The organism is Mycolicibacterium arseniciresistens (assembly GCF_030519285.1).
GTDB classification, from domain to species: Bacteria; Actinomycetota; Actinomycetes; order Mycobacteriales; family Mycobacteriaceae; genus Mycobacterium; species Mycobacterium arseniciresistens.
The window spans coordinates 1-14,893 of the sequence record NZ_JAUMSQ010000085.1; the positions used below are offsets into that span (position 1 = coordinate 1).

Annotated in this window: 8 protein-coding genes; 6 read left to right on the forward strand and 2 right to left on the reverse strand. The window is 70.5% G+C overall.

Annotated elements, in window-relative coordinates; genetic code table 11:
• From Q2100_RS13470 to Q2100_RS13485, 4 genes are all read left to right on the forward strand, one after another.
• The coding region (locus Q2100_RS13470) for an LppP/LprE family lipoprotein (protein ID WP_302914472.1) at positions 1 to 421 on the forward strand (421 nt) is incomplete at its 5' end.
• A gap of 89 nt (positions 422 to 510) precedes the next feature.
• Positions 511 to 1,419, forward strand: a complete 909-nt coding sequence (locus Q2100_RS13475; RefSeq protein WP_302914473.1) for a mechanosensitive ion channel family protein — start codon at positions 511 to 513, stop codon at positions 1,417 to 1,419.
• A gap of 119 nt (positions 1,420 to 1,538) precedes the next feature.
• Positions 1,539 to 4,976 (forward strand): TM0106 family RecB-like putative nuclease, encoded by a 3,438-nt coding sequence (locus Q2100_RS13480; protein ID WP_302914474.1) that lies wholly within the window; start codon positions 1,539 to 1,541, stop codon positions 4,974 to 4,976.
• Positions 4,973 to 6,325, forward strand: coding sequence for an FAD-binding oxidoreductase (locus Q2100_RS13485; RefSeq protein WP_407667619.1), 1,353 nt, complete (start codon positions 4,973 to 4,975; stop codon positions 6,323 to 6,325). The genes Q2100_RS13480 and Q2100_RS13485 overlap by 4 nt, the downstream gene beginning before the upstream one ends.
• A gap of 13 nt (positions 6,326 to 6,338) precedes the next feature.
• Here the strand turns inward: Q2100_RS13485 and Q2100_RS13490 are convergent, their stop codons facing one another.
• Positions 6,339 to 8,408, reverse strand: coding sequence for an MFS transporter (locus tag Q2100_RS13490; RefSeq protein ID WP_302914491.1), 2,070 nt, complete (start codon positions 8,406 to 8,408; stop codon positions 6,339 to 6,341).
• A gap of 203 nt (positions 8,409 to 8,611) precedes the next feature.
• Positions 8,612 to 9,898 (reverse strand): multidrug effflux MFS transporter, encoded by a 1,287-nt coding sequence (locus Q2100_RS13495; RefSeq protein WP_302914475.1) that lies wholly within the window; start codon positions 9,896 to 9,898, stop codon positions 8,612 to 8,614.
• A gap of 147 nt (positions 9,899 to 10,045) precedes the next feature.
• Here Q2100_RS13495 and Q2100_RS13500 point away from each other — a divergent pair, with 147 nt between their 5' ends.
• Both Q2100_RS13500 and Q2100_RS13505 read left to right on the forward strand, forming a co-directional pair.
• The gene (locus tag Q2100_RS13500; RefSeq protein ID WP_302914476.1) at positions 10,046 to 10,795 is read left to right on the forward strand and encodes a hypothetical protein; all 750 of its coding nucleotides are present in this window, start codon (positions 10,046 to 10,048) and stop codon (positions 10,793 to 10,795) included.
• Positions 10,796 to 11,008: 213 nt separating this feature from the next.
• Complete coding sequence (locus Q2100_RS13505; RefSeq protein WP_302914477.1) at positions 11,009 to 14,893, forward strand: multifunctional oxoglutarate decarboxylase/oxoglutarate dehydrogenase thiamine pyrophosphate-binding subunit/dihydrolipoyllysine-residue succinyltransferase subunit; 3,885 nt, start codon at positions 11,009 to 11,011, stop codon at positions 14,891 to 14,893.

Genomic DNA, 14,893 nt, shown 5'->3' on the forward strand with positions numbered 1-14,893 from the left:
GCCGACCGTCGGCCCGACGACCGCGGCGCCGGCGGGCCCCGTCGACCCGTGCGCGGTCAACCTCGCCGCGCCCGAGATCGCCAAGGCGGTGTCCGAACTCCCCCGCGACCCCCGCAGCAACCAGGCCTGGAGTCCGGAGCCGGTGGCCGGGAACTACAACGAGTGCGCCCAGCTGTCCGCGGTGATCGTGCGCGCCAACACCAACGCCGAGAGCCCGAACACCCGCGCGGTGCTGTTCCACCAGGGCAAGTTCATCCCGACCGGGGTGCCCGACACCTACGGGTTCAACGGTATCGAGGACTCGGCGTCGACCGGGGACACCGTCGCGCTGCGGTATTCCGGCGGCATCGAGGGCCTCGACAGCGTGGTGCGGTTCCGCTGGAACGGCAACGGGGTCGAGCTGATCGGCAACACAGGCTGACCAACCACGCGCATGTGGTTTACGTCACAGTCCCTCGGGTATGACGCCGGTGTCAATAGTTCGGGGACACCGGTGAAGGGATAGGTCCAATGGAGGACGCACTCCGAGACATGTGGCGGTCGGTGGCCACATTCGCGCCCAAACTCCTGGCGTTCATCGTCATCCTTGTCGTCGGCTGGCTGGTGGCCAAGCTCATCGCCAAGGCCATCGACAAGGTGCTCGAGCGGGTCGGATTCGACCGGGCCGTCGAGCGCGGCGGCATCAAGAGGGCGCTGCAGCAGAGCAATTACGACGCCTCGACCATCGTCAGCAAGATCGTCTACTACGCCCTGCTGCTGTTCGTCCTGCAGCTGGCCTTCGGGGTGTTCGGCTCCAATCCGATCAGCGACCTGCTGGCCGGCGTCATCGCCTTCCTGCCGAAGCTGCTGGTCGCGCTCATCATCGTGGTGGTGGCCGCCGCGATCGCCGCGGCGGTGCGCGACATCGTGTCCAACGCCCTCGGCGGCCTGTCCTACGGGCGGATGCTCGCGAACATCGCCAGCATCTTCATCCTCGGGCTCGGGATCATCGCCGCACTCAACCAGGTCGGCATCGCACTCACCGTGACCCTGCCCGTCCTCGTCGCGATCCTCGCCACCGTCGGCGGCATCCTCGTGGTCGGTGTCGGCGGCGGCCTGATCAAGCCGATGCAGCACCGCTGGGAGGACTACCTCGACAAGGCCGAGCGCGAGGGCCGCAACATGCGCGAGCACCTGGACCGGCGCCAGTCGGACGGGTCCACCCAGCAACTGCCGGCCTACAGCACTGCGCCGTCGGGCCCCACGCCCACCGGTCCCACCCCGACGGTCCCGGGACAGCCCTACCCGCAGGGTCAGGGCGGCGGCGCGTCCTATCCCCCGCCGCCGCAACACCAGGCGGCGCCGCCGCAGCACCAGGCGCCCCAGGGCTACGGCGACTACCCGCAGCAGGGCTACGGCGACCGCGGCCCGCAGAGGTAACCCCGAGGTATCCCCGGCCGCCGAGACTGCGGTGAGATCGCCGATCCGGTGCGTGACGCGATCTCACCGCAGTCTCGGCGTGGGGCCTGCTGTCGGCCCGCTCCCCTAGCATTGCCCTCGTGTTCGTCATCGACGACGGCCCGGGCACCACGTCCGACCCCCTGGTCGTCTACAGCGCATCCGACCTCGCCGCGGCCGCCCGCTGCGAGTACGCGCTGCTGCGCTCGTTCGACGCCCGGCTGGGCCGCGGGCCCGCGGTCGCCGTCGAGGACGAATTGCTGGCGCGCACAGCGCAACTCGGCGACGAACACGAGCAACGCCATCTCGACGCGATTCGTGCGACAGCCGACGCGACGGTCACCGTCATCGGCCGCCCGAAGTACACCATCGCGGGGCTGACGGCCGCGGCCGACGCCACCCGCAGCGCGGTCGAGCGGCGTGCGCCGGTCATCTACCAGGCCGCGATGTTCGACGGCCGCTTCGCCGGGTTCGCCGACTTCCTGCTGCTCGACGACCACGGGCGCTACCGGCTGCGGGACACGAAGCTGGCCCGCTCGGTCAAGGTCGAGGCACTGCTGCAGCTGGCCGCCTACGCCGAGACGCTGACCGCCGCGGGCGTCGACGTGGCACCCGAGGTCGAACTGGTGCTCGGCGACGGCGCCGTGGCGCAGTACGCGCTCGACGAGCTGCTTCCGGTGTACCGGCCGCGGCGCGCCGCGTTGCAGCACCTGCTCGACCACCACCTGGCCCGCGGCGGGCCGGTGTCGTGGGAGGACACCGACGTCCGCGCCTGCTTCCGCTGCCCCGAGTGCACCGCCCAGGTGCGGGCGCACGACGATCTGCTGCTGGTCGCCGGCATGCGGGTCAGCCAGCGCGCCCGCCTCATCGACGCGGGCATCACCACCGTCGCCGAGCTGGCCGGCCATCGCGGCCCGGTGCCCGAACTCCCGGCCCGGGCAGTCGCGGCGCTGAGCGCACAGGCGCGGTTGCAGACCACCGCGCGGGTGGACGGCAAGCCGCCCTACGAGATCGCGGATCCGCAGCCGCTGATGGCGCTTCCCGAACCCGACCGCGGCGACGTGTTCTTCGACTTCGAGGGGGATCCGCTCTGGACGGCGGACGGCCGCGAATGGGGTATCGAGTACCTGTTCGGCGTCCTCGACACCGCCGACACCTTCACCCCGCTGTGGGCGCATGACCGCGCACAGGAGCGCGCAGCGCTGCTGGACTTCCTCGCGATGGTGCGCAAGCGCCGCAAGCGCCACCCGCGTATGCACGTCTACCACTACGCCGCCTACGAGAAGACGGCGCTGCTGCGGCTGGCCGGCCGCTACGGAGTCGGCGAGGAGGAGGTGGACGACCTGCTGCGCAGCGGGGTGCTCGTCGACCTCTACCCGCTGGTGCGCAAGAGCATTCGGGTGGGCACCGAGAACTACAGCCTCAAGTCGCTGGAGCCGCTGTACATGGGCGCCCAGCTGCGCAGCGGCGACGTCACCACAGCGACCGACTCCATCACGCAGTACGCCCGCTACTGCGAGTTGCGCGCCGATGGCCGCGACGACGACGCCGCGGTGGTGCTCAAGGAGATCGAGGAATACAACCGCTACGACTGCACGTCCACCCGCAGGCTGCGCGACTGGTTGATCTGCCGGGCCATCGACTGCGCGGTGCCGCCGCGCGGCCCCCAGCCCGTCACCGACGGCGGGACGGTCGACCCCGACGACCACCTGGCTCGCCGGCTGGCCCGATTCGTCGGTGACGACCCCGCCCAGCGCACCCCCGAGCAGTCCGCGGTCGCGATGGTGGCCGCCGCCCGCGGCTACCACCGCCGCGAGGACAAGCCGTACTGGTGGGCGCATTTCGACCGGCTCAACAACCCGGTCGACGAGTGGGCCGACACCACCGACGTCTTCCTCGCCGAGCACGCCGAGGTGCACACCGACTGGCACACCCCGCCACGGGCGCGCAAGCCACAGCGCTGGGTCACGCTGACCGGGTCGATCGCCGCCGGCGGGCTCGGCCGCGAGATGTATGCGCGCTACGAGCCGCCCGCTCCTGCCGGGTTGTCCGACGATCCCGACCGACGGGCGTTCGGCCCGGTCCGGGTCGAGGCGTGTGACGATCCCGAGGCGCCCACCGAGGTGCTGGTCATCGAGCGGGAACCCAAGGGCGGCGGCACGTTCGACGCACTGCCGTTCGCATTGACCCCCGGCCCGCCGATCCGCACCACGGCGCTGCAGGAGTCGATCGAGACGACGGCGACCGCACTGGCCGCCGGGCTGCCGCGGCTGCCGGTCAACGCCGTCGTCGACATCCTGCGGCGCAGGCCGCCACGCACCCGCTCCGGGGATCCACTGCCCGGCACCGACACAGGCACCACCGAGGCGATCACCGCCGCGCTGCTCGACCTGGACTCGTCGTACCTGGCCGTGCACGGTCCGCCGGGGACCGGCAAGACGTTCACCGCCGCGGCGATCATCACGCGGCTGGTCACCGAGCACCGCTGGCGCGTCGGTGTGGTGGCGCAGTCGCACGCAGTGGTGGAGAACCTGTTCCGCGACGTGCTGGCCGCGGGGGTGGACGCCGCCCATGTCGCCAAGAAGAAGGGCGGCGCCGACCCCGGCTGGACGGTGCTCGACGAAGCGAAGTTCCCGGCCTTCCTCGCCGAGCACGCCGCCGCCCGCACCGGATGCGTGATCGGCGGCACCGCATGGGATTTCGCCAACGACTCCCGGGTCCCCCGCGGTTGCCTGGACCTGTTGGTCATCGAGGAGGCCGGCCAGTTCTGCCTGGCCAACACCATCGCCGTGGCGCCCGCCGCCGGGAACCTGCTGCTGCTCGGCGATCCACAGCAGCTGCCGCAGGTCAGCGCGGGCACCCACCCTGAGCCCGTCGACTGCTCCGCACTGGGCTGGCTGGTCGGCGACGCGCACACGCTGCCCACCGAGCTCGGCTACTTCCTCGACCGCTCGTACCGCATGCACCCCGACGTGTGCGCAGCGGTGTCGCGGCTGTCCTACGACGGGAGGCTGCGTTCATTCGAGGCAGTGACCGCCGCCCGCCGGCTCGAGGGTCTGGCGCCGGGCGTGCGGGTGCTGCCCGTTCGACACGACGGCAACGCGACCGAGAGTCCGGAGGAGGCCGCGGCGATCGTCACCGAGATCTCCCGGCTGATCGGCTCGCCGTGGTCCGACGAGCACGGCACCCGCCCGCTGGGCCAGCACGACGTGCTGATCGTCACGCCCTACAACGCGCAGGTGACGCTGCTGCGCCGGCACCTGGACACCGCGGGCTTCGACGACGTACCGGTGGGCACCGTCGACAAGTTCCAGGGCCAGCAGGCGCCGGTGGTGTTCGTGTCGATGGTGGCCTCGTCGATCGACGACGTTCCTCGCGGAATCTCGTTCCTGCTCAACAGGAATCGGCTCAACGTGGCGATCAGCCGGGCCAAGTACGCGGCATTCGTCGTGCGGGCGGAGACGCTCACCGAGTACCTGCCCGCCACCCCGGACCGGCTCGTCGAGCTCGGCGCGTTCCTGACAGTGGCGTCGTCGTGACCGGCTCGCTGCCCGGCAGGCTGTCCGACGTCGTCGGCGCGGCGTACGTCAGCACCGACGCCGACCTGCTTGCCGGGCGCAGCGTGGACTACACCGGCAGATACCGCGGCCGGGCCGCCGCCCTGGTCCGCCCGGGCGACGCGGCGCAGGTCGCGCAGGTGCTGCGGGAGTGCCGCGACGCGGGCGCACACGTCACCGTGCAGGGCGGCCGGACATCGCTGGTCGCGGGCACCGTCCCCGAGCACGACGACGTGCTGCTGTCGACCGAACGGCTCACGGCGACAAGTGGAGTCGACGTCGCCGACCGTCGGGTGCGGGTCGGCGCGGGTGTGACACTGGGATCCGTGCAGCAGGCCGCCGTGGCCGCCGGCCTGGTGTTCGGGGTCGACCTGGCGGCGCGCGATTCGGCGACGGTGGGCGGGATGGCCTCGACGAATGCCGGTGGGCTGCGCACCGTGCGCTACGGCAACATGGGTGAGCAGGTGCTCGGGCTGGAGGTCGCGCTGCCCGACGGGACGCTGCTGCGCCGGTTCAGCCGGGTCCGCAGCGACAACACCGGCTACGACCTGGCGTCGCTGTTCGTCGGAGCGGAGGGCACGCTGGGTGTGCTGACCGAACTGGAACTGCGGCTGTATCCGACGCCGGCACACCGGATCACCGCGGTCTGCGGGTTCGCCGACCTCGCGGCGCTGGTCGCCGCCGGCCGGCTGTTCCGTGACCTCGACGGCATCGCGGCGCTCGAGATGATCGACGGGCGCGCCTGTGCGGTGACCGCCGAGAAGATGGGTGTCGCGGCGCCGGTGGACGCGCCGTGGCTGCTGCTGATGGAACTCGCAGGCGCCGACGACCCCGGCGAGCGGCTCGCGGCGGCGTTCGATGACATCGACGTCAGCGGCGAACCCGCCGTCGGTGTCGACGTGGCCGCGCAGCAGCGGCTGTGGCGCGTGCGCGAGGCGGTGCTGGAGATCCTCGGCGTGTACGGCCCGCCGCTGAAGTTCGACGTGTCACTGCCGCTCGAATCGGTCGCCGAGTTCGCCGCCGCCTCGGCCGACCTGGTGAAAACACATGCCCCCGAAGCGATCCCGGTGCTGTTCGGCCACATCGGCGAGGGCAACCTGCACCTCAACGTACTGCGCGTCGACACCGCCGCCGAGCAGCACCTGTACGCGGCGATGATGACGCTGATCGCCGAGCACGGCGGCAACGTCAGCTCCGAACACGGGGTGGGCTCGCGCAAGCGCGACTACCTGACGATGTCGCGCACCGAGGACGACGTCTCGACGATGCGCGCGGTCAAGGCGGCGCTCGATCCGACCGGCTACCTGAACGCGGCCGTGCTGTTCCGCTGAGGCTTCCGGCGCCTCACGACGGCCGGGAGTGACGGCCGCGCGGCGCTTCCTCGTGCTCGTCGCGGTAGTGCCTGCCGTGGCCTGCCGAACCGTTCGGGTGCGGCGACTCGACGTGGCGGTGACGGGGGCGGGGCCGGTGGCCGTTGGTCAGGAACGGGTCGTGCGCCGGCGCCGGCGGCTCGACCGGCGGCGGATCGACCTGCGGCAGCAGTTGCAGGCGCTGCTCCTCGTCGACATGGAACCCGTTGTGTGCAAGACCGTTCGATTCGGCCGAAGGCTCCGGCGGGGCGTCGGCCATCAACGCCTCCAGGATGTTGCGCCAGGGATCGGGCTCGGATTCGGCCCGCACCGGGATGGGTTCGGGCTCCGGACCGGAATCGGTGTCGGCCGACGCATCGTCGTCGTCGAGCAGGCTGTGCCACGACTCGACCGGATCGCTGTGCCAGACGTCGGCGGGGGCGGGCAGCGGATGCTCGACGCGCGACGCCAGAGGTTCGGTGACGGGGTCGTCGTCGCCCACAACCGGCCGGGCGGGCGCGGGCGGCGGGTCGTCCCATTCCACCGTGTACTCGAGGTAGTGGTCGTCGTCGAAGTCGTACGCGTCGTACATGTCGTCGGCGTGCGCGGCCGCATGCATCACGTCGGTGCGCGCCTCGGGATCGACCTCGCCGGCCGCGACGGACACCCGCTCCGGCCGGCCGCCGAACCCCAGCAGGAACAGTGCGGCCACCACACCGAACAGCGCCACGAACGCCGGCAGCAGGATCGACTGGGACATCGCCGCGGCGAATGGTTCGTGCAGGAACGCCGGCAGCGCGGTGACGGCACCCTCGCCGCCCGGGGCCGGCCCGGCCGCGGGCATCTCGGCGCCGATCCGCGAGGTCATGAACGCCGCCATCCCGGCGCTGCCCAGCACCGAGCCGACCTGACGCGTCGCGTTGTACACCCCCGACCCCGCCCCGGCGAGCGTCGGCGGCAGGTTGCGGGTGGCGGTGGCGGCCAGCGGCGACCAGATGAAGGCCATGCCGATGCCCATCAGCGTGATCGGCAGCACCAGCCGCCAGATCGGCGTCGACGGGGTCATGTCGATCGACAACCAGGTCAGCGCGATGGCCAGCGCGGAGAAGCCGAAGCCGACGACCGGCCGCGGATGCGACCGGTCGACGATGCGCCCGACGAGCGGGGCCAGCACCCCGGTCGCGATCGCCATCGGAGCGGTGAGCAGCGCCGCCCGGGTGGGTGACAGCCCGCAGACCGCCTGCGCGTAGAACATCAGCGGCAGGATCATCCCGGTGACCACGAAGCCGATCGTCGCGATCCCGAGGTTGGACAGGCTGAAATCGCGGTCCCGGAAGATCTGCAGCGGGATCAGCGGCTCGTGCGGGGTCACCGACTGCCAGTAGACGAACCCGGCCATCGCGCCGACGCCGAGCGCGACGCAGCCCCAGATCCACGCCGCCCAGTTGTGCGACTGCCCCTCCTGCAGGGCGAAGACGATCAGGAACATGCCCAGCCCCGACAGCAGCACACCGGGGATGTCGAACCCGTTCTTCCTGGTGGGCAGCGCAGGCACAAACCGGGCGGCCAGCAGCAGGCCGGCGACGCCGACCGGCACGTTGACGATGAAGATCCACTGCCAGCCCAGCGTGTCCACCAGCACCCCGCCGGCCAACGGGCCGACCAGCGTCGCGACACCCGCGGTGGCGCCCCACACGCTCATCGCCACGCCGCGCCGTTCGGGCGGGAAGATGCGGGTGATCGTCGAGAGCGTCTGCGGGGTGAGCAGCGCCGCGCCGACACCCTGGACCACCCGCGCGGCGATCAGCATCTCGATGCTGCCCGCCAGGCCGCACCACAGCGAGGCGACGGTGAACACCGCGAGCCCGGCCAGGTAGATGTTGCGGGGCCCGAACCGGTCGCCGAGCCGGCCCGCGAGCAGCAGGGGCACGGCGTAGGCCAGCAGGTAGGCGCTCGTCACCCAGATCACGGCGTCGTAGTCCGCGCCGAGGTTCTCCATGATCGACGGATTCGCGACGGCGACGATGGTGGCGTCGACGAGGATCATGAAGAAGCCGATCATCATCGCCCACAGGGCATGCCACGGGTTGACCGCCGGCTCGCCTGCGGTCACGGCATCGCCCGGTCGCGGCTGTGCCGCACCGTCACGTCCCGGCCTCCGGGCAGCAGGTGAAGAGAACATATGGCGTCGACTCGCTAACCAACGATCCACCGACGCTACGTACCCGCTGCAGGCACGACAAGTCAGGGTCGGCGCCGCGCCGCCGGTCACACGGCTTCGGCGACCGCCTCACGCTCGGCGTCGGCTTCGTCGTCGGACGCCGGCGCACCCACCGCGAGCAGCGCCAACAGTGCGATCACCATGCCCGCCGTCATCACCACCGCCAGCGCGAACTCACCGTTGCCGAGCACGCCGACCAGCGGTGCGACGGCGGCGCCGAGCCCGAACTGTGCGGCGCCCAGCAACGCGGCCGCGGTGCCCGCGGCCTCGGAGTGCCGCGACAGCGCCACGGCGGGCGCGTTCGGGATCACCAGTCCCATGGCGGCCAGGATCACCCACACGGGCACCAGGAAGCCGTACAGGCCGCCGACCTCGGCGACGGTGATCCCGACGAACACCGCGCCGGCCAGCGACGCCGAGGACAGCGCCCACACGACGATGGTCTGCGGGGTGAACCGGCGCAGCAGCACCACGTTGAACTGCGTGGAGCCGATCAGCGCCACCGCGCCCGCGGCGAACAGCAGCGCGAAGGTCTGCTGATCCACGCCGTAGCGGCCCTGCAGCACGAACGGGGCGGCCGCGATGTAGGCGAACAGACCGGACATGCCCAGCGCCGCGACGAGGACCAGGATGACGAACCGCGCGTCGCGCAGCAGGCCTGCGTAGGTGGCGGCGATGCCGCGCACCCGCAGCGGCCGCCGGTGGGCGACCGGCAGCGTCTCGGGCAGCGCCAGCGCGGCGAGCAGCAGCAGCAGTCCGGCCAGCAGGACCAGCGCGAGGAATACCCAGTGCCACGAGGCGTGCAGGAGCACCGCGGCCCCCAGGGATGGCGCCAGCACCGGCGCCACGCCGAGCACCAGCATCAGCCGCGACATCACGGTGGCGGCCGCGGACCCGGAGAACAGGTCACCCACGACGGCGATCGCGACCACCGCGGCGGCGGCGGCACCCATGCCCTGCAGTCCACGGGCCACGCCGAGGATCGCGATGTTCGGCGCCAGCACGCACAACACCGACGCCACCATGTGCAGGACGATGCCGACCATCAGCGGCCGCCGGCGGCCCAGCGAGTCCGACAGCGGTCCGACGATCAGCTGGCCCAGCGCCAGCCCGGCGAGCGTGCCGGTCAAGGTCAGCTGGGCGACCGACGACGACACGCCGAATTCGTCGCCGATGCCGGGCAGTGCGGGCAGGTACATGTCGATGGTGAGCGGACCCAGCGCGACCAGGGCGCCGAGGACGAGGATCATCTTCACCCGTCGCGGCGGCGTGGAGTCGCGCTGCGGGGTGCGGGTTGCTGGCACAGGCGGGCTCACGCGTGGGGATGATGCCATGCAATTGGTTAGCACCGCATATCAATATTTTCTTCCCGGCCGTGACCGCGATCACCGCCGGGCACCCGCGGCCGCCGCCGCTCGTTGTCGACCCGATAGCCTGGACAGCCACGGCTCACGCACGGTTCGCACACGGGGAGGCCCGGAATGAGCGCTCGGTCCCGCAAGACCAAGCTGCCCGCGACCACGGACGGTTCGGCCGAGAGTCCCGGCACCGCCGCGCGCGTGCTGTCCCAGATCATCGAGGGCAGCACCCGCGTGCAGGCGCCTGCGGTGCGCGCCTACGTCGACCGGTTGCGCCATGCGCGTCCGAACGCCGGCCCGGCCGAGATCATCACGTCGCTGGAGAAGCACTACGTGGGCGCGGTGATGGCCAGCGGTGCGGCCGTCGGGTCCGCCGCGGCGTTCCCCGGCATCGGCACGCTCGCCGCGATGTCGGCGGTGGCCGGTGAGAGCGTGCTGTTCCTCGAGGCGACGTCGGTGTTCGTGCTCGCCGTGGCCGAGGTGCACGGCATCCCCGCCGAGCACCGCGAGCGCCGCCGCGCGCTGGTGCTGTCGGTGCTGGTCGGTGAGGACAGCAAGCACGCCCTCGCCGACCTGATCGGGCGGGGCCGCACCAGCGGTGGATGGATCAGCGACGGCGCGGCGACGCTGCCGCTGCCCGCGGTGACGCAACTCAACTCGCGGCTGCTCAAGTACTTCGTCAAGCGCTACACGATCAAGCGGGGAGCCCTGGCGTTCGGCAAGGTGCTGCCGGTCGGCATCGGCGCGGTCGTCGGCGGCGTCGGCAACCGCCTGATGGGCCGCAAGATCGTCGACAACGCCCGAAACGCGTTCGGTCCGCCGCCGCCGCGGTGGCCCTCGACGCTGCACGTGCTGCCCTCCGCGCAGCCCTGAAACGGCATTGATCGATGCACCCCGCAAGACCACTAAGACCATAAGTGCATCGACGTGGTCCGGCCGATGCCAGAGCGCTAGCCTTTAGGCGGCGGACGAGCGGGTACTCGCGACGTAGGCCGCGAACACGAGGACGCTAGAACCAGGACACGAAAGCGGCGAGCACCTTGCCAATGCTTGCCCGAGGCGACGGAATCGAGGCGAGTAGCTGCCGTGAGCAGTTCACCTTCACCATTCGGACAGAACGAGTGGTTGGTCGAGGAGATGTACCGCAAGTTCCGCGAGGACCCCTCGTCGGTCGACCCCAGTTGGCACGAATTCCTGGTCGACTACAACCCGGAGCCGACCGGGACGTCGGCGGCCAAGGGCGGTAACGGCCAACCGGCCCGCGGATCCGCGCCCAAGTCGCCGCCCGAACCCGCACCCGCGCCCCCGCCGCAGGCCAAGTCCGCCGACAAGTCGGCCGCCAACGGCACCGCGAAGTCCGGGTCGGCGCCGGCGAAGAACGACAAGCCCGCGCCGGCGAAGCCTGCCGAGAAGCCTGCCGAGAAGTCTGCCGAGAAGTCTGCCGACAAGCCTGCGGAGAAACCCGCCGACAAGGCGCCGCAGAAGCCTGCCGCGAAGAACGACAAGAGCGACAAGCCCGCCGAGAAGAACGACAAGACCGAGAAGGCGCCGGACGCCAAGCCGAAGGCCGCCGCCTCCGGTGGCGACGACGAGAACCAGGTGCTGCGCGGCGCCGCGGCGGCCGTGGCCAAGAACATGTCCGCCTCGCTCGAGGTGCCCACCGCCACCAGCGTGCGGGCCATCCCCGCGAAGCTGATGATCGACAACCGCGTCGTCATCAACAACCACCTCAAGCGCACCCGCGGCGGGAAGATCTCGTTCACCCACCTGATCGGGTACGCGATCGTGCAGGCCGTCAACAAGTTCCCGAACATGAACCGGCACTTCGCCGAGGTCGACGGCAAGCCCAACGCGGTCACCCCCGCGCACACGAATCTGGGCCTGGCGATCGATCTGCCCGGCAAGGACGGTAACCGCCAGCTGGTGGTCGCGGCGATCAAGAAGTCCGAGTCGCTGGCCTTCGGCCAGTTCATCGCCGCCTACGAGGACATCGTGCGACGTGCCCGCGACGGCAAGCTGACCGGCGAGGACTTCTCCGGCGTCACGATCTCGCTGACCAACCCGGGCACCATCGGCACCGTGCACTCGGTGCCGCGGCTGATGCGCAACCAGGGCGCCATCATCGGTGTCGGCGCGATGGAGTACCCGGCGGAGTTCCAGGGCGCCAGCGAGGAGCGCATCAACGACCTCGGCGTCGGCAAGCTGATCACCCTGACGTCGACCTACGACCACCGCATCATCCAGGGCGCGGAGTCCGGCGACTTCCTTCGCACGGTGCACCAGCTGCTGCTGTCCGACGAGTTCTTCGACGAGATCTTCCGCGAGCTCGGCATCCCGTACGAGCCGGTGCGCTGGCGCATCGACAACCCCGACTCGATCGAGGACAAGAACGCCCGGGTGATCGAGCTGATCGCGGCGTACCGCAACCGCGGTCACCTGATGGCCGACATCGACCCGCTGCGGCTGGACAAGAACCGGTTCCGCAGCCATCCGGACCTCGACGTCAACAGCCACGGCCTGACGCTGTGGGACCTCGACCGCGAGTTCAAGGTCGGCGGCTTCGCCGGCGCCGAGCGCAAGAAGCTGCGCGACGTGCTCGGCCTGCTGCGCGACTCCTACTGCCGCCACGTGGGCGTCGAGTACACCCACATCCTCGAGCCCGAGCAGCAGACGTGGATCCAGGAGCGCGTCGAGGTCAAGCACGAGAAGCCGACCGTCGCCGAGCAGAAGTACATCCTGAGCAAGCTCAACGCGGCCGAGGCCTTCGAAACGTTCCTGCAGACCAAGTACGTCGGGCAGAAGCGGTTCTCACTGGAGGGCGCCGAGACCGTCATCCCGATGATGGACGCCGCCATCGACCAGTGCGCCGAGCACGGTCTCGACGAGGTCGTCATCGGCATGCCGCACCGCGGCCGGCTCAACGTGCTGGCCAACATCGTCGGCAAGCCCTACTCGCAGATCTTCAGCGAGTTCGAGGGCAACCTGAACCCGTCGCAGGCGCACGGCTCCGGCGACGTCAAGTACCACCTCGGCTCGACCGGGATCTACCTGCAGATGTTCGGCGACAACGACATCGCGGTGTCGTTGACGGCCAACCCGTCGCACCTGGAGGCCGTCGACCCGGTGCTCGAGGGTCTGGTGCGCGCCAAGCAGGACCTGCTCGACAAGGGTGACGGCGACGACGCGTTCACCGTCGTGCCGATGATGCTGCACGGCGACGCGGCGTTCGCCGGCCAGGGCGTGGTCGCCGAGACGCTGAACCTGGCCCTGCTGCGCGGCTACCGCACCGGCGGCACGATCCACATCATCGTGAACAACCAGATCGGATTCACCACCTCGCCGCACGACTCGAAGTCGTCGGAGTACTGCACCGACGTGGCGAAGATGATCGGCGCGCCCATCTTCCACGTCAACGGTGACGATCCCGAGGCCGCCGCGTGGGTGGCCAAGCTCGCCGTCGACTTCCGGCAGAAGTTCAAGAAGGACGTCGTCATCGACATGCTGTGCTACCGCCGCCGCGGGCACAACGAAGGCGACGACCCGTCGATGACGCAGCCCGGCATGTACGACGTGATCGACACCAAGCGCGGGGTCCGCAAGACCTACACCGAAGCGCTGATCGGCCGCGGCGACATCTCGATGAAGGAGGCCGAGGACGCCCTGCGCGACTACCAGGGCCAGCTCGAGCGGGTGTTCAACGAGGTCCGCGAACTCGAGAAGCACGACATCGCGCCCAGTGAGTCCGTCGAGGCCGACCAGGTGCTGCCCGCGAAGCTGTCTACCGCCGTCGACAAGGCGGAGCTGGCCCGCATCGGCGATGCGTTCCTCAACGTCCCCGACGGCTTCACCGTGCACCCACGGGTCAAGCCGGTGCTGGAGAAGCGCCGCGAGATGGCCTACGAGGGCAAGGTCGACTGGGCCTTCGCCGAACTGCTCGCGCTCGGCTCGATGATCGCCGAGGGCAAGCTGGTGCGGCTGTCCGGTCAGGACACCCGACGCGGCACGTTCACCCAGCGCCACTCGGTGATCATCGACCGCAAGACCGGGCAGGAGTACACCCCGCTGCAGATGCTGGCGACCAACCCGGACGGCACGCCCACCGGCGGCAAGTTCCTGGTGTACGACTCGGCGCTGTCGGAGTTCGCGGCGGTCGGCTTCGAGTACGGCTACTCGGTCGGCAACCCCGACGCGATGGTGCTGTGGGAGGCGCAGTTCGGCGACTTCGTCAACGGCGCGCAGTCCATCATCGACGAGTTCATCAGCTCCGGCGAGGCCAAGTGGGGTCAGCTCTCCGACGTGGTGCTGCTGCTGCCGCACGGCCACGAGGGGCAGGGTCCCGACCACACGTCGGGCCGCATCGAGCGGTTCCTGCAGCTGTGGGCCGAGGGTTCGATGACCATCGCCGTGCCGTCGACCCCGGCGAGCTACTTCCATCTGCTTCGCAGGCACGGCATGGACGGCATCCAGCGGCCGCTGATCGTCTTCACGCCGAAGTCGATGCTGCGCAACAAGGCCGCGGTCAGCGATCTGCGCGAGTTCACCGAGGGCAAGTTCCGCTCGGTGATGGAGGAGCCGACCTACACCGACGGCGACGGCGACCGGTCGAAGGTCAAGCGGGTGCTGCTGACCAGCGGCAAGATCTACTACGAGCTGGCGGCCCGCAAGGCCAAGGAGAAGCGCGACGACATCGCGATCGTGCGCGTCGAGCAGTTGGCGCCGCTGCCGCGGCGGCGACTGGCCGAGACGCTCGACATGTACCCGAACGTCGAGGAGAAGTTCTGGGTGCAGGAGGAGCCGGCCAACCAGGGCGCGTGGCCGTCGTTCGGCCTGATCCTGCCCGAGTTGCTGCCGGACTACTTCACCGGCATCAAGCGGGTGTCGCGGCGGGCGATGTCGGCGCCGTCATCGGGATCGTCGAAGGTGCACGCCGTCGAGCAGCAGGAAATCCTCGACGAGGCCTTCGCCCCGTAA